Origin of the sequence: Heliomarina baculiformis, from assembly GCF_019966545.1 — a bacterium.
In the GTDB taxonomy this organism is placed as follows: domain Bacteria; phylum Pseudomonadota; class Alphaproteobacteria; order Rhodobacterales; family Rhodobacteraceae; genus Heliomarina; species Heliomarina baculiformis.
Genome location: NZ_JAIMIC010000017.1, coordinates 1 through 22,366, shown reverse-complemented (window position 1 = coordinate 22,366; position 22,366 = coordinate 1). Strand labels below are relative to the sequence as shown.

Here is a 22,366-nt window from a genome sequence, read left to right as displayed (position 1 = left end):
AATCAGACCCTATCTGGGCGTTTTCTCTGTTTCTGCCATTGTCAGGATGCTGCCGTGATCCACCCCGGTCCGGCCCCGCAGCCCGTCCCCTATCGCCCGTGTCAACAGACGCAAAAAGACCCCCCGCTCGCCCGAGTGATGCCGGACCTTCGACAGCCACTTGGGCAGGATCGCCAGCAGAACCGGCCAGAACATCCACCCCGCCGCCATCCGGTACAGCAGCAGCAGGTTGCGGTGATAATAATATACCTTCCAGAGCGGCCTAAACCGCCCGCGCTGCCCCTCGAAGGTGGAACAATCATGCTCGAAGACCACCTGCGGCGCAAACAGGATCCGCCCGCCCTGTTTCGACAGGCCAAGCGTATAAAGCCCGTCTTCGCCATAGACGAACAGCCGCCCGTCCGGATAGCCGACTCGCTCGATAGCCCCCCGTGACACGAAAAGCCCGACAAAGGAGGCCACGTCGATCTGCCGCCCCTCGCCCCGGTAATCCTCGGGTTCGATGTGAAAGCCGCCACGGCCGCCCCCGAACAGGGTTTGACGAAACTCGCGCGCATGCCAGAAGGGATTGCGCGACGGGCGGTTCATCTCGCAGATCTCGCCACCGGGGTAATAGACCGCTGCCGCAACCGCGTCCCATTCTGATGTATCCATCTCGTGAAACGCCGTCAGCGCCCCCGGTACAGGCCGCGCATCGTCATCCATCACCAGGATCCAGTCCGGATCGAGCGCCGCTACCGCATGACGCATACCCGCTTCGAACCCGCCGGCGCCCCCGACGTTCCGCGCGCTCGGATGCAGAACAAGACGGGGATCGGCAAGCCCGGCAAGCCAGTCCCCAGTGCCGTCCGTCGAGGCGTTGTCCACCACCACGACCGCCGCCAGATCCGCTTCCGGAGCCTCCAGCAACCGTTCCACCGTCTGCTGAAGCTTCTCAAGCCGGTTATAGGTAACCACCACGGCAACCAGTCTCTGCCTGTCGGTTCTGTCTTCGATACGCACTGCGCGGAGGTTCCTTTGTCACCCGGGTTCAGCCTCTCGGCTCCAGATGCGCAAAACCCATAATTTCGCGCCAGTGTCAAACCGTCCGACAAGAGGGGGGCTCTGCCCCCGTCCCCCTGACAGGCGACTCCCCCGGGATGTTTTTTGACCCAAAGAAGAAAAAATCGTGCCTTCTTTGGGTTCCAAATATCCCGGGGTGACGGGCAAAATTCCTGATTTTGACCGGAGGGGCAGAGCCCCTTCTTCAAGATTTGACAGCGGGATCAATCAGGTGGACAAAGACGCATGAAAACAGCTCTTGTAACCGGCTCGGCCGGGTTCATCGGATATTTTGTCTCTGCCCGTCTGCTTGAACTGGGCTGGCGTGTCATCGGTCTGGATGCGTTTTCCGACTATTATGACGTGGGCCTCAAGGAACGCCGGCAATCGATGTTGTCGCAATCGGCTGGTTTCACCCCATTGCGGGCCAAGCTAGAGGACTCGGGTCTCCTGATGGAGCTATTCGAGAAAGAACGGCCGGATCTGGTTATTCATCTTGCCGCGCAGGCCGGTGTCCGGTTTTCCATCGACAGCCCGCGTTCTTATGTCGAGGCGAACCTTATCGGCACTTTCGAGCTACTGGAAGCGGCGCGCGCCTTTCCGCCTGCCCATATGCTGCTGGCCTCGACCTCTTCCGCCTATGGGGCGAATACCGAGATGCCCTATGTCGAGACGCAGAGGGCCGATCACCAGATGTCCTTCTACGCGGCAACGAAAAAGGCGACGGAGTCGATGGCGCATTCCTATGCCCATCTCTACCACCTGCCGATAACCATGTTCCGGTTCTTCACCGTTTACGGCCCCTGGGGGCGACCGGACATGGCGCATTTCAAGTTCACCCGGGCGATCCTCAACGGCGAGCCGATTGATGTTTACAACCACGGCAAAATGCAACGCGATTTCACTTATATCGACGATCTCGTGGATGGTATTACCGGTCTGATCGATGCGGTGCCGGGGGATGAACCGGTCTCGGAAAAAGATTCCCTCAGCCCCGTGGCGCCTTTCCGGGTGGTGAACATCGGGGCGTCTTCGCCAACCCCCCTGATGACCTTCATCGCCGCTATCGAAAAAGCCTGCGGGCGTGAGGCAGAAAAGATCATGCATCCGATGCAGCCGGGTGACGTGCCCGCCACATGGGCGGATACCGGATTGATCGAGGATCTGACCGGATATGTGCCCAAGGTGCCGGTTGAAGCCGGAATTCAGCGTTTCGTCGACTGGTACCGGGACTATTACGAAGTCTGAGCAGGCCAGGCTCTACATTTTCAATAAGTTAGCTCAAACTTGTTTCGCGCGCGAAACATTTACGCTTTTGCCGCCAACCACTTCCTGAGCGCTTCGAAGAGCGCCTCGTCAACGCCTTCACCTGTAATTTCGATCCGCCCTTCGGCCGCATCGAACCGGGCCTCGGGTGCTTTGACAAAGCCTGTTTCAGGCTTTGTTGACGGGCGGACAGAAGCAGGCTCCCGTGGCGCGAGCTGGGCAGGGGGGCGCTGATATTCGGCGATGGCAGCGCTCAGGATGTCCAGTTCGCCCTGCGCCTCGCCCCGGTTAGCGGACGCCAGCCGGTTATGAAGCTTTTCTACAAAGTCCGGGCTCTCCTGCACCGCCTTGGACAATTCCAGCCCGCGCTTTTCGGAAATGGCCGCAGGAAAGGCCAGCACGTCATCCAACTGCTGTACCAGAGGCACAAAGCTGTTAATCTTGGATCTTTTAGAGCGGGAAACAGAGCCAAACAGGCTATTCAGAGCCGCTTTCAGCGTTGGATAGACGCCCCCTTCATGAGCGCGCAGCGCGATCCTTGCCCGCTCGTACAGGCTGAGGTTGGCGCGGATCTCGTTTTCCTCGACCATCGCCACATAGGCGGCCTGCATGTCGTCCGGAGTCACGACGAGAGCTTTCACCTTGGCGAAGCGTCCGTCACCATGCTCGGCCTCGAGCCGCTGCAACGCCAGAAGCCGCCGCCAGCCCGAGATCAACCCGTGAGTGAACCCGTCTTTCGGCGCAGGGTAGGCCACCACCTCGATCGGGCTTTGCTGGCCCCGGGAGGCAAGGCTTGCCGCCAGCGCCTCCATCTCCTCTTCGTCCTGAGCGATCCGGTCCCGGACGATGTAATGCGGATCGATCGCGCCAAGGGGCAGGGTCTCGATAAAGCGGCCCTCGCGACGGGCGCTCTCCAGCGCCGTGCTCAGCTCTTCCAAGGCGGCCGTTGCCGAGGCTTCGCTCGCGACCTGTGCAATCGGCGCGCTGATCATCGGCCCGGGACGGGACAGGGCGGGACCGGTCTCACCCGGGTCGAGATAACCCGGCTGTGCCGGTGTCAGACGCTTGCGTTTGGCCATGTCACTTCCCTCTTAATAGACACTGATACCAGTCTCTGAACAGCGCATTTCTCATGCCTCAGCAAGCTCGTCGCGCCGCCAGATCCCGGTCAGCAGCCGTTTGAAAGCCGCATAGGTTTCATCGAATGTTTCCCGCCCGCGCGCATAGGTCTCGCGATTGAAATCCCTGTAATCCGCCTCGTAGATACCACTGACCTGCTCGCCCGCCTGTCCGATCAGCGCGGTGAAATCCTGTTTGTGCGGCGACAGGGTCCGTCCGAGATAGGCCTGCATTAGGGCTGAAAGCTCTCCTTGCTGGGCCCCGTCATAGCGAGTGATCACCGCGCGTACCGCGTCCCATTCAAAGGCCAGCCCCTCGCGCCCCAGCGCCCTTGCGGCGATGTTCTCGCCCTCTTCGATACTGGCAAAGGTGGAATGCAGCATGTCAAAGAACCGTCCCGTTGAATCGAATTCAAGGAATGAGGCACCCAGCGGCACCAGCAGAATATCCGCCGCCGCCAGCCCGTTGATTGTCAGGTAGCCAAGCGCCGGGGGCGTGTCGATAAAGACGAGGTCATAGCGTTCCAGCACCCCGTCAGCCTCGAGCCGGTCGGTCAGCGCATCCCAAAGCTTCCAGCCCCGCGCCGCCATCCGCCAGACCGGGATCTGGAACTCGGCCCAGTAGAGGTTCAGCTGGGCGCCGATCAGGTCGATATTGGGCCAGTGGGTGGGCTGGATCACATCCGCGGCGGTCATCTCCATCGCGGCCGTCAGAGATTCATCGAGGGGCTGCGGCGCCTCGCCCCGGTCCAGCCGCCGCTGGTTATCGGCCCGCAGGTGCTCTCCGTAATGACGTGCCAGCAGGGGAAAGGCCGTCTGCCATTCATCCTCGACCCGGCCGCCAAAGATCGAAGTCATCGACCCTTGGGAGTCCAGATCCACGACCAGCACCTTGTAGCCATCCAGCGCCGCTGACATGGCCAGATGCGCCGCGGTCGAGGTCTTGCCGACACCCCCTTTGAAATTGGCCACCGCCACCAGCTTGGCGGGCAGGCCTTCGGGGCGGTAGGGGAGGTAATTCTTGGCCTTGGACCCCTGCGATGCGAAATGCGCCCGCAGCCGCAGCACCTCGTCCAGCGTGAACCACTTGGCGCCGCCCTCGGTTTCCGAACTGCCTTGCGGCAGATCCGGGTTTGCCTTGAGTACGCGCCGGAAATGCGCCTGCGCCACGGGGATCAGGTAGCGGGTGATTTCCCATGTGGAAAACAGACGCAGCGATTTGCGCCCCTCTTCGTTCAGCCCCCGGCTGGCCAGATCGCGCCTTCCCTGCGCACAGGCACTGGCGATATCGGCGAACCCTTCTGTCGAGGTCGGGGCATCCAGATCGGCCAGCGCCGCGTCGGGATCAATATTGAAATAGGGCGGAAGCCCGGAGGCGGGGGTATGGGTATCCTTGGCCATGATCCTGCTCGATATGCCGCGTTTTTGGCAGGATAGCACAAAACACCGCACATGGAAGGAAAACGCGCATCTCCCAAGATTTTCTAAGTAAATCCAAGGCGCTTTTTGGAAGTTTAGCGAGGTTGTTGGAGAAAAGGGATAATTTTTTGATTGTTAGAATCTTGTTATTTAAATGTTAAGGTAAATCCGTTCTTCTTTCATCGCTTTTGTTTTAAGGGGTTTGCGCCTCGATTTTTCAGAGGCGGTGACTCTGAACCCCCGATAAAGTGACTCTGCTCCCCCGATGAGATGACTCCGAACCCCCGTTGTCCACGTCTGTGGATAACTCTAGGGTAGGCGTCATCGAAACCACGATAGAACGAGTCGGTAAACGACCGGGACAGGCAGTGATGAGCGGGGCCATGACAGGGCAGGGCGGGCTATTGCCTGATCGCAATCGGCAGGGAGATTTCTTTCTCTGCGATGTCTTCGATGCGATTCCCAAGGACGATATGGCCAGCATGGAACATCCGCTGTTCTCGCTTGCCACTCGCCCCGACCGGCGCATCCTGCGCTATGCCCATAACGGGACCGAGATCGAGGTGACGCCTTCCGTCAAGGGGCTCGCGACGATCCATGACAAGGACATCCTGATCTTTTGCATCTCGCAACTGATGGCTGCGTTGAATGCGGGCCGGCAGGTTAGCCGGACCCTCCAGCTCAAGGCGCATGATCTGCTGGTGGCCACTAATCGTGAAACCAGCGGTGATGCGTACCGGCGGCTGCGCGAGGCATTCGAGCGGCTCGCCGGAACTCGCATCACCACCAATATCGCGACGGGTGAGCACGAAATCACCACCGGTTTCGGCCTCATCGAATCTTGGGAAATCCTGCGCAAGTCCCGCGGCGGACGCATGGTCAGCGTGTCGGTCACCCTGTCGGAATGGCTGTTCCGAGCGGTGCTGGGGCGTTCGGTCCTGACTCTCAGCCGAGACTATTTCCGCCTGCGCAAACCGCTCGAGCGGCGCATCTACGAACTCGCTCGCAAGCATTGCGGACGCCAGGACAGTTGGCGCGTTTCAGTAGATACCTTGCTCAAGAAATCCGGTTCCGCCTCGCCCCGTCGTGTCTTTCGCGCGATGCTGCGCGAGATGATCAAATCCGGTCACCTGCCGGACTACGATATGCAGGAAGACCCCGGTGACCTGATCCGATTTACGCAGAAAACGCCAATTGTGGAAACACCGCCGCCCACCCTCAGCAGCACCGCGCTGGCGCAGGCCCGCCTGCTTATGCCGGGCGCGGATGTTCATGCGCTCGAAGCGGAATGGCGCGGGGTCTGGGCACGTACCGGGGCCCAGCGTCTGCGCAAACCCGATGCCGCTTTCCTGGGCTGGGTCCGCAAGCGGGCAGGGCGTTTGTCATAAGTGAACGGCAGCATTGCGCGTCCACTGTCGGATGCCTCCGGCGGGGATATTTTAAGACCCAAAGAAGCAGGGTGCGGGATATCCTCTTCTTTGGGTTTCAAAATATCCCGGGGTGACGGTCAAAATCTTTGATTTTGACCGGAGGGGCAGAGCCCCTTGCCTGTAAATGATCCATCTGCGCAACGGGCCTCGGTAGAAACGAGCAGGCCCGATGACAAGGGCCGCCTCCCTTGCTAATGGGAGGGAGAATTGAGCCTAGGTAATTGAGTAGTTCAGATGCAGGTCGAAGAAACGGTGCTTCCGGGCGTCAGGATCCTTACCCCCGCCCGGTTCGGGGATGCGCGCGGCTTTTTCAGCGAAAGCTGGAATCGTAAAACCTTGGCGGCGCAGGGAATCGAGATGGATTTCGTGCAGGACAATCATTCCATGTCGGAGCAGGTAGGTACCGTGCGGGGGCTGCATTTCCAGTCGCCGCCCCATGCGCAGGCCAAGCTGGTGCGTTGCGGGCAGGGGGCGCTGTTCGATGTGGCGGTGGATATCCGCAAGGGCAGCCCGACCTATGGCCAATGGGTCGGGGTCGAGCTGACGGCGGAGAATGGCAAACAGCTTCTGGTGCCTGTCGGGTTCCTGCATGGTTTTGTCACCCGGGCTCCGATGACCGAGATCTGCTACAAATGCACCGATTACTATGCACCTGAATGTGACGGGGCGGTGCGTTTCGACGATCCCGATATCGGGATCGATTGGGGGCTCGACGGCGATCCGGTGCTCTCGGGCAAGGATGCGGCGGCGCCGCTGCTGGCGGATTTCGACAGCCCCTTTACCTGGGAGGGCGCGGCATGAAGCTGATCGTCACCGGCGGGGCCGGGTTCATCGGCTCGGCCGTGGTGCGGCAGGCGGTGCGTGCCGGGCATGAGGTCGTCAACCTCGACGCGCTGACCTATGCGGCCTGTCTCGATAATGTGGCCGAGGTGGCGGATGCGCCCAATTATACCTTCGTAGAGGCTGATATCCGGGATCGCGCGGCGATGGACAGGCTCTTTGCCGCCCATGCGCCGGATGCCATCATGCATCTCGCGGCGGAATCCCATGTGGATCGCTCCATCGACGGGCCGGGCACTTTCATCGATACCAATATCACCGGCACCTATACACTGCTCGAAGCCGCGCGCGCCTGGTGGGTCGGGGCAGGGCGGCCCGAGGGGTTTCGCTTTCATCACATCTCGACCGACGAGGTGTTTGGCAGTCTCGGGCAAACCGGGCAGTTTACCGAAGTGACGCCCTATGATCCGCGCAGCCCTTATTCCGCTTCCAAGGCCGCCTCGGACCATCTGGTCCGGGCCTGGCATGAAACCTACGGCCTGCCGGTGGTGCTGACCAATTGCTCGAACAATTACGGCCCCTATCATTTCCCCGAAAAGCTGATCCCGGTGATCATTCTCAACGCGCTCGCGGGCAAGGCGCTACCGATCTACGGGGACGGTTCAAACATCCGCGACTGGCTTTATGTCGAGGATCATGCCGATGCGCTGCTGACCGTGGTGCAGAGGGGGCAGGTCGGGCGTTCCTATAACATCGGAGGCGAGAACGAGCGCAGCAATCTCGAGCTGGTGAAAACCCTCTGCGCCATTCTCGATGAGAAACGCCCGAAAGCCTCCGGCTCCTATGCCGACCAGATCACTTTTGTCACCGACCGGCCCGGCCATGATGCGCGCTATGCCATCGACCCGACCCGCATCCGCGAGGAACTGGGCTGGCGCCCCTCGGTTACGGTCGAGCAGGGGCTGGCGCTGACCGTGGACTGGTATCTGGCGAACGAGCCCTGGTGGCGCGCCCTGCAGGATCGCAAGGGCGTCGGCGAACGGCTGGGGGTCAAGGCGTGAGATATCTTGTCTTTGGCGCGACCGGGCAACTGGCGCGGGAACTGGCCCGCCATGACGGGGTGACCTGCCTTGGCCGCGATCTGGCGGATTTCACCGATCCCGAAAGCGGCGCCCGGCTGGTCGAGGAGACCGAGGCCGATGCGGTGATCATCGCCGCCGCCTATACCGCCGTCGATCGCGCCGAGGAGGAAGAGACGCTGGCCACAACCGTCAATGCTACCGCCCCGGGGGTGATTGCCGGTGCGGCGGCGGCGCGCGGTTTGCCGCTGGTACATGTTTCGACCGATTACGTCTTTGACGGCAGCGGTGATAGCCCGCGTTCCCCAGATGAACCGGTGTCCCCGCTGGGCGCCTATGGCCGGACCAAGCTGGCGGGCGAAGACGCGGTGCGCGCGGCGGGCGGTCCCCATGCGATCATCCGGACCTCATGGGTGGTCTCGGCCCATGGCAGCAATTTCGTCAAGACCATGCGGCGTCTCGGGGCCGAGCGCGACCGGCTGACCATCGTGGCCGACCAGATCGGCGGGCCGACCCCAGCGGCGGATCTGGCGCAGGCCTGTCTTGCGGCGGCTGACGGGCTGGTCAAGGATCCGGCACGCGGCGGCACCTATCATTTTGCCGGGGCGCCGGATGTCAGCTGGGCGGATTTCGCGCGCGAGATATTTGCCCGCTCGGGCATCAGCTGCGAGGTGGTGGATATCCCGTCATCCGAGTACCCGACCCCGGCGAAACGGCCGCTGAACTCAAGGCTCGATTGCTCTGCGTTAGAGACTGATTTCGGAATCAAACGTCCCGATTGGCGGGACGGGTTGCAGGACATAATCGAAGAACTGGAGGCGCAGGGCGCATGAGCACACGCAAGGGCATCATTCTCGCGGGCGGGTCCGGCACGCGGCTTTACCCGATCACCATGGGCGTCTCCAAGCAGCTGCTGCCGATCTATGACAAGCCGATGATCTATTACCCGCTCTCGGTGCTGATGCTGGCAGGGATCCGCGAGATCTGCGTGATCACCACGCCGCAGGATCAGGACCAGTTTCAGCGCACTCTGGGCGATGGCAGCCAGTGGGGGGTTTCGCTGACCTACGTGGTGCAGCCCAGCCCCGACGGGCTGGCGCAGGCCTATATCCTCGCCGAGGAGTTTCTCGACGGGGCGCCCTCGGCCATGGTGCTGGGCGATAATATCTTCTTTGGCCATGGCTTGCCGAAACTGATGGCGCGGGCCGATGAGCTGGGGCAGGGCGGCACCGTTTTCGGCTATCACGTGGCCGACCCCGAACGTTATGGCGTGGTGGCCTTCAACACGGATGGCGCGGTGCGCGAGATCATCGAGAAACCCGCCGTGCCGCCGTCGAACTATGCGGTGACCGGGTTGTATTTCCTCGACGGCAGCGCGCCGGAACGGGCGCGGCAAGTGCAGCCCTCGGACCGGGGCGAGCTCGAGATCACCTCGCTGCTGGGACTCTACCTGAATGAGGGTCTGTTGCAGGTCGAAACCATGGGCCGGGGCTATGCCTGGCTTGATACCGGGACCCATGCCAGCCTGCTCGATGCGGGCAATTTCGTGCGCACGCTCGAGGAGCGTCAGGGGTTGCAGGCGGGCTGCCCGGAAGAGATCGCCTTTGATTTTGGGTGGATCACCCCAGAAGAGCTGCAGGCGCGCGCCGATATGTTCGCCAAGAACAGCTATGGCGCCTATCTGGCCGGTTTGCTGAAGTAACGGCCCTCTCCGGTCGCCGGGGGCGACCGGAACTGTCAGCCCCTCAGATCAGAACGAGGCCGCCCGGCTGAATACGCCGAACAGGTTGCCGATCACGTTGGACACGGTGAGCGCGTCGTTGATCGGCGATTCGGTGGCGACGATCAGATCATTGGGGTGGATCGCGAAATTACGGGCGGAAAACAGCCCGTCGGCGCTGGTCAGGTCGACCGAGAAGACCACCCGCGTATTGCGCGGCCCCCGGGATCCGGCGCTGACCGCGCTGGACGGGTATTCGCGCAAAATCAGCAGCCCGCGCGGATCGGCGCGGTTGGCATTGACCCCGCCGATGATCGCGACCGCATCCATCGCCGACAGATTGTCCCGGGTGAACGGGTGCAGGTCCTGCGTGCCGGTGGCTCCGAAGGACAGGAAATAACGCGGATCTTCTTCGACAAAGACCCGGTCGCCGCCCACCAGCCGCGTATCCAGCGTCGGCCGGTCGAGCAGGGTTTCAACCGAGGTGCCATAGATCGACGAGCCCCGCACCAGACGGATCTGAGGGTTGTTGATATTCGGGGCGACGCCGCCGCCCGCCGCCAGCAGGCTCATCACGGTGTAATTGCGGTCGGGCATCGGGTAGCTGCCGGGCGCGGCAACGCCGCCGACCAGCTCCACCGAGTTGTAGCGCCCTTCCTGAAGCCCCACCACGACCTGCGCCGAGGGGATGATCGCCTCGAGCGCGCGCTGGATCTCTTCCCGTGCGAGATCTTCGGTCTTGCCGACGACGCTGATGGTGCCGACGTAGGGCAGGTAGATCGTCCCGTTCGAGGCCACTTTCATGGACTCCAGCGCGATATCCTTCTGCTCGGGCGAGGTCAGGAGTGAATTGTCGGAACTGTCCCAGATGCGGATGTTGAGCAGATCGCCCGGCTGGATGACCTGGTTGCGGGGGCCCTGGCTCGCGTTGATCCAGCCCAGCCGTTCCTGCCGTCCGGTGGCGGGCCATTTGGTGATCGTGGGCAGAAAGGCACGGTTGACCGGGTAGACCGCGAAATTCGGCGCGGCATTGTCATATTCGCGCACCACGTCCTCGACGATCGGACCGCTGGCGGGCAGGCGTCCACATCCCGCCGACAGTAAAGCGAGCCCCAGCAGACAGGTGAGGCGGATCAGTTGGCGCATTGGTATGGTCGTCCCCCAGCCTCGGGGAGTCCCGAAAGGCGTTGCAATTTTCCTGCCGCAAGATACTGGCAGGCAAAGGACGGTCAACAGGAACCCGCATCTCCATGACGATTCAACGCATTCTGGTTCTGGGCGCAACAGGTCGGATCGGCACGATCCTGCGTGAAACCTGGGCCCCGGACATGGCGCTCTGGCAGGGACGGCGGGAATTTGCGGTGCCGGGCGGTGCGGCGCCTCTCGTCTTTGATCCGATTTCCCAGCAACAGGGTCTGATACAGGCCGGGCAGGGCTGTTCCACCGTGCTCTGCCTTGCCGGGGCGGTGCCGGGGCGCAATGACGCGATGGAGGACAATATCGCCCTAGCCCGGGCTGCCATCCGCATTGGGGCAGGGCTTGGCGCGCGGGTGTTGCTCAGCTCTTCGGCGGCGGTCTACGGCGCGCAACAGGGCCCGCTCGATGAAACCACACCACCCCGTCCAGTGGCCGATTACGGCCAGGCCAAGCTGGAAATGGAGCGCGAGGGCGCCCGCCTCGGCGCAGAGCTGCGCGTGCCGGTAACTGCCTTGCGTATCGGCAATATTGCCGGAATTGATGCAATATTGGGCAACTGGCGTCCGGGCTTTGCGCTGGACCGCTTCCCCGACGGGCGCACCCCCCGGCGCAGCTATATCGGCCCGGTGACGCTTTCCGGGGTGATACAGTCTCTATGCAGGGCCGAAACCCTTCCCGATCTCCTGAATCTGGCCGCGCCAGAGCCGATCGAAATGGGCGCGCTGCTCGATGCGGCGGGCCTTGAGTGGGTCCCGCGCCCTGCTCCGGATCATGCGATTGCCGAGGTTTCCCTTGCGACCGCACGGCTTGAGGGGTTCCACCCGCTGCCGCCCGAGGCTAGTCTGCCTGAAACAATGATCGCCGAATGGCGCGCGCAGAGCAGATAAGAAGCCAGAATGCCCGTAACAGACCCTGATATTTCCGCATGACCTGGCGCAAGCGGCTGTTCGACCTGTTCTTTGTCACGCTGCTGATCGTGATCCTCGCGCCGGTTCTGCTGGCGCTGCTGCTCTGGCTTTTGCTGCGCGAGGGGCGTCCGGTCTTTTACGTGGCCGAGCGGATGAAAGGGATCGACCAGCCTTTTAACCTCTGGAAACTGCGCACCATGACCGTGGTTGAAAGCGATGCCGGGGTCTCGGGCGGCGACAAGAACACGCGGATCACCCCGACCGGGGCATGGCTGCGCGGCAAGCGGCTCGATGAATTTCCCCAGCTCTGGAACATCCTGCGCGGCGATCTCAGCTTTGTCGGCCCGCGCCCGCCCCTGCGCGAATATGTCGAGCGCTACCCTGAAATTTATCGCGAGGTGCTGAAATCGCGCCCCGGCGTCACCGGGCTGGCCTCGATCTCCTACCATCGCCACGAGGCGGCGCTGCTGGCGCGCTGCACCACGCCCGAGGAAACCGACGCGGTCTATACCCGCATCTGCGTCCCCGCCAAGGCGCGGCTTGACCTGATCTACCAGCGGCACCAGTCGATGTGTTACGATTTCGACCTGGTGTTCCAGACCATCGGCAACCTGTTCCGGCGGAACAAGGGACAGAATCGGGGGTGAATCGATGGGAAAGAAGGGTTTTCAAGCATTATGTTACCGTTCAGCCGGAAATCGCGCAGTGGCCGCGCAACAAATGCAAAAGTATTTTGCACCCCCGGGAAAATGGTTTAGACAACGGTACGTTAAATTGATTACACGGTCTTCTGCATCGTGCCATTCCGCCAAGGGGCCTTCTGGCGTGTCTGACGTCACTATGCGGGTTTTGTTCATCATGAAGTGCCCTTTGACTGTCGTGTGGGGGCGGCGGCCTGAATGTTGAAACTCCTCAGTTCATTGTCCCGCAGGCAGAGAGGCTATGTCTTTCTCGCGATCGATCTGCTCCTGATCCCGATTGCCCTGCTCTTTACCTATACCGTCCAGTCGCTGCCGATCTCGCCGCTTGAGGCGCTCTGGCAGACCCTGCCAAGCCTGCCCTACCTGATGGCCATCGCCATCGCGGTTTCGTGGTGGCTGGGGCTGCCGATGGTTCAGCTCAATGCCTATGAACGCCACGCGGTGGCGCGCACCGCGATCCTGGCCGGTGTGCTGGTTGTCGCCTCGACCGGGCTGTCGCAGATCGGCGCGCAGGAACTGCCGCTTGGCACCCATGTCATGTTCGGCATTTCCTATTTCCTTTTCGTGGTCTGCAGCCGGGTCTTCCTGTTGCAGGTGGTCACGATGATCTATCGCCGGGCGCGGCCGCGCCGCCGGGTGCTGATCTACGGGGCAGGGACCACGGGCACCCAGCTCGCGCAGGCGCTCAGAAACCATGACGGCATCGACCCGGTCGCCTTTGTCGATGACAATACCTCGCTTCAGGGCATGACGCTGCTTGGCCTGCCGGTGTTTCCGCCTGCCCAGATCGCCAAGCTGGTCACTGACCGCAACATCAACCGGGTACTGCTGGCCATGCCCTCGCTCAGCCAGCCGAAACAGGCCCAGATCGCCCGGCGGCTGCAGAAGATGCGGCTCGAGGTGCAGACCCTGCCGTCCTTTGCCCAGCTGATCGGCGAAGAGGCCCTTGTCGACAAGCTGACCCCGGTGGCGCCGCAGAATTTCTTGGGGCGCAAATCGGCGGATGTGACGCTGGGCGACGCGGTCACCAGCTATCAGGGCCGGGTGGTGCTGGTTTCCGGCGCGGGCGGTTCGATCGGCTCGGAACTCTGCCGGCAGGTGCTGGCCTGCCAGCCCGTCAAGATCGTGCTTTACGAACTTTCCGAACTGGCGCTCTACACGGTGCATCAGGAACTGGTGCAGCTGGCCGAGGGCGGGCATATCGATATCGTGCCGGTGCTCGGCTCGGTCACCGATCCGCGGCAGGTGCGCAAGGTGCTCTCGGATCACCGGGTGCAGGTGGTGCTGCATGCGGCGGCCTATAAACACGTGCCGCTGGTCGAGGCGAACCCGCTGCCGGGTCTCGCCAACAATGTCTTCGGCACCCAGACGCTGGCCCGCGAGGCTGCCGAGGTCGGGGTCGAACGCTTTATCCTCGTCTCCTCCGACAAGGCCGTGCGTCCGACCAACGTGATGGGCGCGTCCAAGCGGCTGGCCGAACTGGTGGTGCAGGATCTCGCCACCCGGCACGAAGATACGATCTTTACCATGGTCCGGTTCGGCAATGTGCTGGGCTCTTCCGGTTCCGTCGTGCCGCTGTTTCAGGAACAGATCAGCCGTGGTGGCCCGGTCACCGTCACCGATATACGGGTGCGGCGGTTCTTCATGACGATCAGCGAGGCGGTGCAGCTGGTGCTCAAGGCCGGATCCGAGGCGCGCGGCGGCGAAGTCTTCGTCCTCGACATGGGCAAGCCGGTCTCGATCCTGCAACTGGCGCGGCAGGTGATCGAAAGCGCCGGGTACACAGTGCGCGACGGCGATCATCCCGAGGGCGATATCGATATCGAGATCATCGGTCTGCGCCCCGGCGAAAAGATCGAAGAGGAACTCACCCTCTCCGGCGACCTGATCGGCACCCGCTATCAGAAAATCTTCTGCGCCCGCGAGGAACGGCTTTCGGAAATCGAGGTCGCGGCGGTGCTGCGGGGCCTGCGCCATGCGCTGGCCGCCAGTGACGAAGACGCCGCCCGGATGGTGGTGGCGCGCTGGGTCGAAGGATTCGCGCGGCTCGAGACGGGACGGAAAACTTCCTGAAGCGGGGGCGCGTTGATCCCGCCCTGTGCTTCATGATCTAACAACAAACAGCAGGGTCCGCCCCTCGATTGGCGCGGAGCAAAGCGGTGGACAGGCAAAGGCAAGGTTGAGCGTGACTGAACGAGTATTTCCCCGGCGCCGCACCCGGCGCGCCGCGGCCCTGTTTCCGGCCATGCTGCTGGCTGCGCCGGTCATGGCGCAGGGGGCTGGCCCGCTTGAACCAAGCCTCGATCTGCCCACCCCGCCGACGCTCAATTTCTACGGCTCGCCCGGGCTCATGGACATGCCCACCGCCGAGATGCTGCCCGACGGGCAGTTCACCACGACGATTTCGAATTTCGGCGGCCAGACCCGGCTGACCACCACCTTTCAGGCGCTGCCGTGGCTCTCGGCCTCGTTCCGCTACAACGGTATCCAGGACTGGAATTTCGGCGGTTTCGAAACCTATTACGACCGGGGGTTCGACGTGCGCTTCCGGCTCTTTACCGAAGGCCGCTACCGTCCCGCCCTGACTCTGGGCCTGCAGGATTTTGTCGGCACCGGAATCTACGCGGCGGAATATCTCGTCGCCACCAAGAATTTCGCCACCCCCGGCTGGGGACCCGCAAGCCTGCCGGGACGGCTCAAGCTCACCGCCGGTGTCGGCTGGGGACGGCTGGGCAGCTACAACAGTTTCGGCGCGCCCTTTGGCGCCGACCGCCCGGCCTATGATCCGAACTCGACCGGCGGCAAGGTGGCCTATGACCAGTGGTTCCGGGGCGATGCGGCGTTTTTCGGCGGGATCGAGTGGAATCCCAACGAACGCTGGGGCTTCAAGGTGGAATATTCCTCGGATGCCTATAATTTCGAAACCGGGGTGACCTCGGTCTTCGAGCGCAAGTCGAACTATAACTTCGGCGTCGAATACCAGGCGAGCGAGCGCACCCGGCTGGGCGCCTATTACATGTATGGCTCGGAAATCGGCGTGACCGCCCAGTTCCAGCTCAATCCAGCCGAACCCGCCAACCGGCTTGCCGCCCCGGCGCCGGTCGCGATCGAGAAACGCCCCGCCCGCGCCACCAACCCCGAGGCTTATGACACCGCATGGGCGCAGAGCACCTCGGCCGGGGTCGAATGGCGCGACCGTCTTGCGCCCGAGCTGCGTAAGGAAGGGATCGGGATCGATTACATCACCCTGTCCGGTTCCGCGGTCGAGCTGCGCTATCGCAACCTGCGCTACAATTCCCAGACCATCGCGGCGGGCCGCGCCGCGCGGGTGCTGGCCCGGATGCTGCCGGCCTCGGTCGAGACCTTCCACCTGGTGCCGATGTCCGGCGCGATCGGTCTCTCGACCATCACCATGCGCCGCTCGGATCTCGAGGCGCTGGAATTCGAACCCGATGCCACCGATGCGCTGCTTGCGGTCACCGGCATCACCGAAGCCGGGAAACTGCCGCCGACCGCGGTGCCCGGCGTGGCGCTCTATCCGAATTTCGCCTGGGGGATCGGCCCCTATTTCGATCCGGCCTATTTCGACCCGGACGTGCCGATCCGGATGGATTTCGGTCTCCAGATCCACGCCACCTATGAATTCTCCCCGACTTGGAAGATCTCGGGCGAAATCCGCCACCGGCTCTTCGGCAACAATGCCGACGGGCGGGGCTCGAACTCGGTGCTGCCGCCTGTGCGCACCAACCAGGTGCTCTATGCGCAGGAAGATACCACGCTTCACGATCTCTATATCGAGCATCGCCGCAAGGTCGCCCGCAACGTCTATGGCCGCGCCACCCTCGGCTATCTCGAACCGATGTTCGCCGGTGTCTCGACCGAACTGCTCTGGAAACCGGTGCAAAGCCCGCTCGGGCTCGGGGTCGAGGCGAACTATGTCCGCCAGCGCGAATTCGACCAGCGATTCGGGCTGCAGGATTACTCGGTCCTGACCGGCCATGCCTCGGCCTATCTTGAAATGGGGAACGGGTTCGTGGGGCAGCTCGACGTGGGTCGCTACCTTGCGGGCGACGTGGGCGCGACCGTCAGCCTTGACCGGACCTTTGCCAATGGCTGGTCGGTGGGCGGCTGGTTTACCCTGACCGATGTCTCCTCCGAGGATTTCGGCGAAGGCTCGTTCGACAAGGGCATCCGCTTCTCGATCCCGGTCAACTGGTTCTTTGGCAAGCCCACGCGGCAGAGCATCGGCACCGGCATCCGCCCGATTCAGCGCGATGGCGGCCAGCGGCTCAATGTGCCCGGACGTCTTTACGGGCAGGTGCGTGACGCCCATGCCAAGGCGTTGCGCGGTGAATGGGCGCGGGTTTGGGAGTGATCGACATGCGTAATACCAGACCCCTCCGCGCGGTTTCTCTCTGTGTCGGCCTTGCGCTGTTTCTGTCGGGCTGTACCGGCGGGGCAGGGACGCAATCGCTCTACGGGCAGATCCTGAACACCTCCATCGCCAGCATCTCAGCGAAACGGGCCGACAAGGTGGAACAGCCGGTGGTGACCCGGGCCGTCCTGAACGAGGTCGAGGAACCCTATATCCAGGTCACCCGCGAGCGGGCGGATATTTCCGCCTATCTCTTTGCCAGCGCCATCCGGCAGGACGATCTGCCCGGCAATATCGTGCAATGGCGGGCCGAGGACGATGTCACCGTGACCATGCGCAACGGCGTGCTGATCGCCACGCGGGGGCTGGGCGGCGATCTCATGTCGGCAAAGGTTCCGGTCGCCCCAGGACAGGCGGGACCGGCGGCCAGCGGTGAACGGATTTACTATGTCCGCACCGGGGATCTCGAGGAACGCGCCATTTTCATGGCCTGTGACCTTGTCGATCTTGGTCCCGAGACCATCGAGATCGTCGAGCTGCGCTATGCCACGCGGCATCTTCAGGAACGCTGTGTCACCCCCGATGGTGACAGGCCGCCCGAGGCGCTGCGGCGCGGTGAAGGCCGGATCGTCAATGACTACTGGATCGATCAGCGGGCGGGAATCGTCTGGAAGTCGCGGCAATGGGCGGGGCCCCATATCGGGTATCTGGGCATTTCGCAGCTGACAGAATAGGCAGTTTACAGAACCGTCATCAGAAGCGTTGTAAAAAGTGCCCACAATGCAACCAATTAGATAGGTGCCAGATTGAAATGGGGAACTTTCTGCGGTACAACCTGTTCAACTTCGACATGAAAGGAAGTCACGATATGAAAAAGCTTATTGCCACCCTCGCGATCGCTTCGATGGGTTTTGCCCCGGTTGCATACGCACAGTCGACCGCAACCACGACCGCAACCAGCACCGGTACTTCGACAACCACCACGACCACGGCCGGTGGCCTCGCTGGCGGTCTGGGTGCCGCAGGCATCGCAGCAGGCGTGATCGCTGCAGCAGTTGTTATCGGTGTTGTTGCAGGCGACGACGATGACGCAGTGGCAACAACCACGTCGTCCACGTCCAGCCGCTAATACGGCCACACTTCGTGACATCCGAATTCAGGCTCTCCGGGGCCTGAATTCTTGCGTTCTGACCGGGGGCCATGTCTTCCCGGCCGGAACAGGCATATGCTGATTCTCCCAAGCGTTGAATTTTCGCCGCTGGCCCAACGACAGGGCAGGGAGATTTCCGCCGATCCGGCAAAAGATTGCCACGCTCCCGCATTTGAAGCCCCACCTCTCCGGTTCGACGGCACCGGATTTTAGGCTCAAGAAATTTACTTGGCTTTCGCCATCAGGAAAAAGGGTGCTGCCCGGCGCGCAATATCAGGCAACCGCATCGTCGTCCTCTAATATCTCATAATCAATGTTATGTAATCCTGCACCCGGAATCCGCCTCTGAACGGTGAGAATTAGGCTCTCTGATGCACAGGAGGTGTACAGGTGGTGCACAGCTATCACCGGGTCAGAGCATCACGTCATCTTCCCCGATGTCCTTCACCTTGACCCCCTCCAGGGTGATTGATCCATCGCCGATGTCGATACGCGCGCCATCCTCTGTCTTGATGATCTCGAGCGCTTTGAGATCCTTCTTTTTCATGTGCAACACCAGCAGGTCGTCGCCCAGTTTGAAATCGCTGATCCGATCATGGCCGTGCCCCTTGGCAAAGTGGAATTCATCCGCCCCGGCACCGCCCTTGAGAAGGTCATCCCCCTTGCCGCCCTCCAGCGTGTCGCGCCCCTTGCCCGCCACCAGCAGGTCACTCCCGTCCCCGCCGAGCAGGCTATCCTTGCCCCCTTTTCCGACCAGCTTGTCGCTGCCGGTGCCGCCGTCCAGCGTATCCTTTCCGCCGTGACCAAGCAGCCGATCTTCCCCCTCGCCGCCGGTCAGCCTGTCGGCACCGCCAAACCCTTTTATCAAGTCGTTGCCCTTGCTGCCTTCGAGATGGTCTATGGCGCGGGTGCCGGTCAGCAGGGTCTTGAGCGGCCCGGTGGGAAGAGGAATGCGGTCGGGCGTGGTAAAGCCTTCGGGCCAGATATCCGCGAGGGTCAGGGGCGTGCCGTCGGCACTCCGGACCTCGATCGTGGTGCCGCCATATTCAAGTATAATACCCTTTTTAGTCTCTGATTCTTCCAGCTGGGCGGGGCTGCGCAGCAGGCGAAAGGCGCTCAGATCAAGACTGTCCTCGCCGGGGGTGAAATCGGTGACGACCAGCTCTTGCTGCGATGGTTTCAGCACAAAGACATCCGCCCCCGCCCCGCCGGTCAGCTCTCCGCCTGCCGCGTCGCTGACCAGAACATCGTCGCCATCTCCCCCCCGCAACGCCCCGCGGGCGCCTTCTTCCCGGTGGATCAGCGCACCTAGCCGGTCGGCAGGCAGGCTGAACTGGGAAATCCCCGCCGCGCTGCCCGAGGTGACAAAGATCTCGACGGCGTCGCCTGCGACCACCGCCTTGATCGCGCTCACATTTTCCAGCCCCCGCCCGATGTCATGTTCCAGCGTCTCGAGATGGGCCAGGCGCCCGTCCGGCAGCAGTTCAAGCAGGCTCAGCCCGTCATCGGCGCCTCCGGCGATCACCACCACATGCCCGGCGAACCGGATCACCTCCATTGCAGCGACCCCGCCGAACCGGGTCGCGAGCGTATCGAGCACATGGTCGACCGGGCTCAAATCCCCCTTGCGGGAAAGCTGCATCACCGAAAGCGACTGGCTCCCCGCCCCGGCCACCAGTACCCATGTGCCGCCAAAGGCCGACACCGTCTCAACGGCCACCGGCCGGGCGATCCCCAGCCCGTCCCCGGCACCCAGTGAATCCGTCTCGCGGATCGCGCCGGTGACCTTGTTGACCTTGTAGGCACGCAGCTCGCCCAAATCCGCGCCCAGCACAAAGGCAGCCTTGCGGACTTTGGCCGTCTCAAGCACCGCATCCACACCAAGCTCGAAATTCTCCGTCTTGCCCCGAGTCTTGAGCGCGGCAATGATCTTGCCGGTGTCATCGGTGCGCCAGCCGCCGAGCATGCCGCTCTCTGCATCCACCGTGTAAAGCGCATCGCGCCCCTGTTTCAGCCCTTGCGAGACCAGCGCCATATGGTTCTCTGCCCCGCGCCCGGGCAAGTCGAAACTGCCGGGCCGCCCGAGGTTGCCCGCCTCGTTCAACGCATAGCGCAGCATCTGCCCCGACCCGGCCCCGTCGAGGATCAGCTGCATCCGGTCTTTCATCTCGACCGCGCTGAAGCTCCCCACCCCGATGCCGGAAACGGAGAAATAGGCGCTGTCCTGCAGGGCGGCTAGACGTCCATTTTCCACATGATAGACACTGATTCCGCCATTTTGACCGGTCGCGGCGCAAAGATAGCGCCCCCCCGGCCCCGTAATGATCTCAAGGTCGCGCAGATCCGTATCGAGCAGCGGATCATCCGCCGCGATCCGCCCCCTCAGCACCAGCTTCCCAGCCATCCAAACACATCCTCAGCGCCCCCCGGCCCCGGTTGAAACCTACTGCCATCCCGGCCCGGCGGGGCCACGGCTGAATTCGGGCAATACCGGGGAAGATAGCTAAAATGCCCCCTTCCCGAAGAGTGAGGTAACCTTTCGGCAACCCTGCCCGCACGGTCGGGTAACGCAGGATCAAGCCCCGAACGCGCAGGCTGCGCCCGATCCCGTTCCGCCCAGCAAGGAGCCTGTCCCGATGCCGGACATCTCAGCAATTCTCGGCCTGCCCTACCTGCTGCCCTCCCAGGCGCAAAAGCATGTCACCCATAACGAGGCGCTGCGCCTGCTCGATATCCTAGTGCAGCTGCGGCTGGTCGGGATCGGGGCGGAAACCCCGCCGGAAACCCCGGTCGAGGGCGAAATCCACGCGCTCGGGGAGACGCCCACCGGGGACTGGGCGGGCCAGGCCCATATGCTCGCCGTCTGGCTCGATGCGGGGTGGAGCTTTCTTGCGCCGCAACCGGGCTGGCATGGCTGGGACATGGCAAAGGAAGAACTGCGGATCTGGGACGGCAGCACCTGGGTGCTCCCGGCCTCGAACCCCGACCGGCTGAACAAGCTCGGGATCCGGACCGATGCGGATGCGGTGAACCGGCTGGCGATCTCCGCCGAGGCCAGCCTGTTCAGCCATGACGGGGCCGGTCACCAGCTCAAGATCAACAAGGCGGATACGGGCGATACCGCCTCGCTGCTGTTCCAGTCCAATTACACGGGCCATGCGGAAATGGGGCTGGCGGGCAATACCGGGTTCTCGATCAAGACTTCGCCGGACGGGGCCGCCTGGAGCGATGCGCTGGTGGTCGATCCGGCCAGCGGCAATATCGGGATCTGGACGAATTCTCCCGACACGGCCCTCGACGTGGCCGGGGCCACCCGTGTCGAGACCGGCGGTTCCGCCCGCTCGGTCTTTCATGCCGAAGCCGGTAACGCCAGCTATGACAAGGCGATCATTACGGCCAATGCCCATCGCGCCGCCCATGCGGATTTCGCCTTTTTCGAAGGCCATTCCGGTGACATGGGCGATCTGGCATTCCGCCTTGGCGGCGACGGCAACGCCGCCTGTGACGGTGCATGGAGCGGTGGCGGCGCGGATTACGCGGAATGGTTCGAATGGGCGGATGGCAACCCCGCGAGTGAAGACCGCCGTGGCCTCTCGGTGGTTCTGGAGGGCGGCAAGATCCGCCCCGCCCTGCCGGGCGAAGACCCGATCGGCGTGATTTCCGGCAACCCTTCCGTCGTGGGCGATGGCGATATCGGTCGGTGGAAGGGCAAGTATCAGCGCGATGTTTTCGGCAGCTATCTCCAGGATGCGGCCGGACAGCGGCAGCTTGCGCCTGAATACGATGCCCAAGCGTCTTACCTGCCCCGTGCCGCCCGCCCCGAATGGGCGATGGTCGGCCTGCTGGGAAAACTGCGCCTGAAAAACGGCCAGCCGACCGGTCAGCGCTGGATCCACATGGAAACCATAACGGAGGATGTCAGCGAATGGCTGGTCAGATAGGGCTGAACCTCCCTGTCAGAGCCTGATAATCACCCGTACCGACTGATGCGGCTTCGGGAGCCTCCGGCGGGGATATTTTAAAACCCAAAGAAGCAGGAAAATCCCACGCCCTTCTTTGGGTCAAAAATATCCCGGGGGAGTCGCCCGTCAGGGCGGCGGGGGCAGCGCCCCCTCTTCTTGACACCGCAGCTCCGGCTCAGTCCGACCGCGCGATACTGCGCATCATCATGCGGTGCATCAG

General features: G+C 62.7%; 18 protein-coding genes. 13 read left to right on the top strand and 5 right to left on the bottom strand.

Translation table 11 applies throughout. The features are described from left to right. Nucleotides 1-9: 9 nt before the first annotated feature. Nucleotides 10-1,002 carry a glycosyltransferase gene (locus MF268_RS23300; RefSeq protein ID WP_238373122.1) on the bottom strand — a complete coding sequence of 331 codons (993 nt, stop codon included), beginning with the start codon at nucleotides 1,000-1,002 and terminating at the stop codon, nucleotides 10-12. Between the two features lie 285 nt (nucleotides 1,003-1,287). Here MF268_RS23300 and MF268_RS23295 point away from each other — a divergent pair, with 285 nt between their 5' ends. After that, nucleotides 1,288-2,289, top strand: a complete 1,002-nt coding sequence (locus tag MF268_RS23295; protein WP_238373121.1) for an NAD-dependent epimerase/dehydratase family protein — start codon at nucleotides 1,288-1,290, stop codon at nucleotides 2,287-2,289. 59 nt (nucleotides 2,290-2,348) lie between these two features. Here the strand turns inward: MF268_RS23295 and MF268_RS23290 are convergent, their stop codons facing one another. After that, the gene (locus tag MF268_RS23290; protein ID WP_238373120.1) at nucleotides 2,349-3,386 is read right to left on the bottom strand and encodes a ParB/RepB/Spo0J family partition protein; all 1,038 of its coding nucleotides are present in this window, start codon (nucleotides 3,384-3,386) and stop codon (nucleotides 2,349-2,351) included. Nucleotides 3,387-3,437: 51 nt separating this feature from the next. Further along, nucleotides 3,438-4,826 carry an AAA family ATPase gene (locus MF268_RS23285; protein ID WP_238373119.1) on the bottom strand — a complete coding sequence of 463 codons (1,389 nt, stop codon included), beginning with the start codon at nucleotides 4,824-4,826 and terminating at the stop codon, nucleotides 3,438-3,440. Between the two features lie 389 nt (nucleotides 4,827-5,215). Here MF268_RS23285 and MF268_RS23280 point away from each other — a divergent pair, with 389 nt between their 5' ends. The 5 genes from MF268_RS23280 (at nucleotide 5,216) to rfbA (ending at nucleotide 9,835) form a co-directional block, all read left to right on the top strand. Continuing rightward, nucleotides 5,216-6,232: a replication initiator protein A gene (locus MF268_RS23280; RefSeq protein WP_238373118.1), complete on the top strand. Its 1,017-nt coding sequence runs from the start codon at nucleotides 5,216-5,218 to the stop codon at nucleotides 6,230-6,232. 276 nt (nucleotides 6,233-6,508) lie between these two features. Continuing rightward, nucleotides 6,509-7,075: a dTDP-4-dehydrorhamnose 3,5-epimerase gene (gene rfbC, locus MF268_RS23275; protein ID WP_238373117.1), complete on the top strand. Its 567-nt coding sequence runs from the start codon at nucleotides 6,509-6,511 to the stop codon at nucleotides 7,073-7,075. Continuing rightward, a complete protein-coding gene (gene rfbB, locus MF268_RS23270) occupies nucleotides 7,072-8,115 on the top strand; it encodes a dTDP-glucose 4,6-dehydratase (protein WP_238373116.1) in 1,044 nt (347 codons plus the stop codon). Before rfbC ends, rfbB begins: the two co-directional genes overlap by 4 nt. After that, on the top strand, nucleotides 8,112-8,966 hold the full coding sequence (gene rfbD, locus MF268_RS23265; RefSeq protein ID WP_238373115.1) for a dTDP-4-dehydrorhamnose reductase: 855 nt from the start codon (nucleotides 8,112-8,114) through the stop codon (nucleotides 8,964-8,966). The genes rfbB and rfbD overlap by 4 nt, the downstream gene beginning before the upstream one ends. Beyond that, the gene (rfbA, locus tag MF268_RS23260) at nucleotides 8,963-9,835 is read left to right on the top strand and encodes a glucose-1-phosphate thymidylyltransferase RfbA (RefSeq protein WP_238373114.1); all 873 of its coding nucleotides are present in this window, start codon (nucleotides 8,963-8,965) and stop codon (nucleotides 9,833-9,835) included. Before rfbD ends, rfbA begins: the two co-directional genes overlap by 4 nt. A gap of 48 nt (nucleotides 9,836-9,883) precedes the next feature. Here the strand turns inward: rfbA and MF268_RS23255 are convergent, their stop codons facing one another. Then, nucleotides 9,884-10,999: a polysaccharide biosynthesis/export family protein gene (locus MF268_RS23255; RefSeq protein WP_238373113.1), complete on the bottom strand. Its 1,116-nt coding sequence runs from the start codon at nucleotides 10,997-10,999 to the stop codon at nucleotides 9,884-9,886. A gap of 104 nt (nucleotides 11,000-11,103) precedes the next feature. Between MF268_RS23255 and MF268_RS23250 the strand changes: the two genes are divergently transcribed. The 6 genes from MF268_RS23250 to MF268_RS23225 all read left to right on the top strand — a co-directional run bounded on the left by MF268_RS23250 (nucleotide 11,104) and on the right by MF268_RS23225 (nucleotide 18,163). Further along, nucleotides 11,104-11,937, top strand: a complete 834-nt coding sequence (locus tag MF268_RS23250) for an NAD-dependent epimerase/dehydratase family protein (protein ID WP_238373112.1) — start codon at nucleotides 11,104-11,106, stop codon at nucleotides 11,935-11,937. A gap of 38 nt (nucleotides 11,938-11,975) precedes the next feature. After that, nucleotides 11,976-12,605 carry a sugar transferase gene (locus tag MF268_RS23245; protein WP_238373111.1) on the top strand — a complete coding sequence of 210 codons (630 nt, stop codon included), beginning with the start codon at nucleotides 11,976-11,978 and terminating at the stop codon, nucleotides 12,603-12,605. Between the two features lie 252 nt (nucleotides 12,606-12,857). Continuing rightward, nucleotides 12,858-14,732, top strand: coding sequence for a polysaccharide biosynthesis protein (locus tag MF268_RS23240; RefSeq protein WP_238373110.1), 1,875 nt, complete (start codon nucleotides 12,858-12,860; stop codon nucleotides 14,730-14,732). A gap of 193 nt (nucleotides 14,733-14,925) precedes the next feature. Further along, a complete protein-coding gene (locus tag MF268_RS23235; protein ID WP_420485458.1) occupies nucleotides 14,926-17,034 on the top strand; it encodes a YjbH domain-containing protein in 2,109 nt (702 codons plus the stop codon). 5 nt (nucleotides 17,035-17,039) lie between these two features. Then, nucleotides 17,040-17,768 carry a YjbF family lipoprotein gene (locus tag MF268_RS23230; RefSeq protein WP_238373108.1) on the top strand — a complete coding sequence of 243 codons (729 nt, stop codon included), beginning with the start codon at nucleotides 17,040-17,042 and terminating at the stop codon, nucleotides 17,766-17,768. A gap of 134 nt (nucleotides 17,769-17,902) precedes the next feature. Continuing rightward, nucleotides 17,903-18,163 (top strand): hypothetical protein, encoded by a 261-nt coding sequence (locus MF268_RS23225; protein WP_238373107.1) that lies wholly within the window; start codon nucleotides 17,903-17,905, stop codon nucleotides 18,161-18,163. A 433-nt stretch (nucleotides 18,164-18,596) separates the two neighbouring features. On the opposite strand, the gene MF268_RS23220 is transcribed toward MF268_RS23225, so the two are convergent. Beyond that, complete coding sequence (locus tag MF268_RS23220) at nucleotides 18,597-20,588, bottom strand: calcium-binding protein (protein ID WP_238373106.1); 1,992 nt, start codon at nucleotides 20,586-20,588, stop codon at nucleotides 18,597-18,599. Nucleotides 20,589-20,820: 232 nt separating this feature from the next. On the opposite strand from MF268_RS23220, the gene MF268_RS23215 reads away from it, so the two are divergent. After that, on the top strand, nucleotides 20,821-22,125 hold the full coding sequence (locus MF268_RS23215; protein WP_238373105.1) for a peptidase G2 autoproteolytic cleavage domain-containing protein: 1,305 nt from the start codon (nucleotides 20,821-20,823) through the stop codon (nucleotides 22,123-22,125). The last annotated feature ends 241 nt before the right edge of the window (nucleotides 22,126-22,366 follow it).

Excerpts from the sequence above, each read along its gene's own strand:
- MF268_RS23295 (WP_238373121.1), top strand. The coding sequence starts at position 1,288 with ATGAAAACAGCTCTTGTAACCGGCTCGGCCGGGTTCATCGGATATTTT.
- MF268_RS23290 (WP_238373120.1), bottom strand. The coding sequence starts at position 3,386 with ATGGCCAAACGCAAGCGTCTGACACCGGCACAGCCGGGTTATCTCGAC.
- MF268_RS23285 (WP_238373119.1), bottom strand. The coding sequence starts at position 4,826 with ATGGCCAAGGATACCCATACCCCCGCCTCCGGGCTTCCGCCCTATTTC.
- MF268_RS23280 (WP_238373118.1), top strand. The coding sequence starts at position 5,216 with ATGAGCGGGGCCATGACAGGGCAGGGCGGGCTATTGCCTGATCGCAAT.
- rfbC (WP_238373117.1), top strand. The coding sequence starts at position 6,509 with ATGCAGGTCGAAGAAACGGTGCTTCCGGGCGTCAGGATCCTTACCCCC.
- rfbB (WP_238373116.1), top strand. The coding sequence starts at position 7,072 with ATGAAGCTGATCGTCACCGGCGGGGCCGGGTTCATCGGCTCGGCCGTG.
- rfbA (WP_238373114.1), top strand. The coding sequence starts at position 8,963 with ATGAGCACACGCAAGGGCATCATTCTCGCGGGCGGGTCCGGCACGCGG.
- MF268_RS23255 (WP_238373113.1), bottom strand. The coding sequence starts at position 10,999 with ATGCGCCAACTGATCCGCCTCACCTGTCTGCTGGGGCTCGCTTTACTG.
- MF268_RS23250 (WP_238373112.1), top strand. The coding sequence starts at position 11,104 with ATGACGATTCAACGCATTCTGGTTCTGGGCGCAACAGGTCGGATCGGC.
- MF268_RS23245 (WP_238373111.1), top strand. The coding sequence starts at position 11,976 with ATGACCTGGCGCAAGCGGCTGTTCGACCTGTTCTTTGTCACGCTGCTG.
- MF268_RS23240 (WP_238373110.1), top strand. The coding sequence starts at position 12,858 with ATGTTGAAACTCCTCAGTTCATTGTCCCGCAGGCAGAGAGGCTATGTC.
- MF268_RS23235 (WP_420485458.1), top strand. The coding sequence starts at position 14,926 with ATGGCGCAGGGGGCTGGCCCGCTTGAACCAAGCCTCGATCTGCCCACC.
- MF268_RS23230 (WP_238373108.1), top strand. The coding sequence starts at position 17,040 with ATGCGTAATACCAGACCCCTCCGCGCGGTTTCTCTCTGTGTCGGCCTT.
- MF268_RS23225 (WP_238373107.1), top strand. The coding sequence starts at position 17,903 with ATGAAAAAGCTTATTGCCACCCTCGCGATCGCTTCGATGGGTTTTGCC.
- MF268_RS23220 (WP_238373106.1), bottom strand. The coding sequence starts at position 20,588 with ATGGCTGGGAAGCTGGTGCTGAGGGGGCGGATCGCGGCGGATGATCCG.
- MF268_RS23215 (WP_238373105.1), top strand. The coding sequence starts at position 20,821 with ATGCCGGACATCTCAGCAATTCTCGGCCTGCCCTACCTGCTGCCCTCC.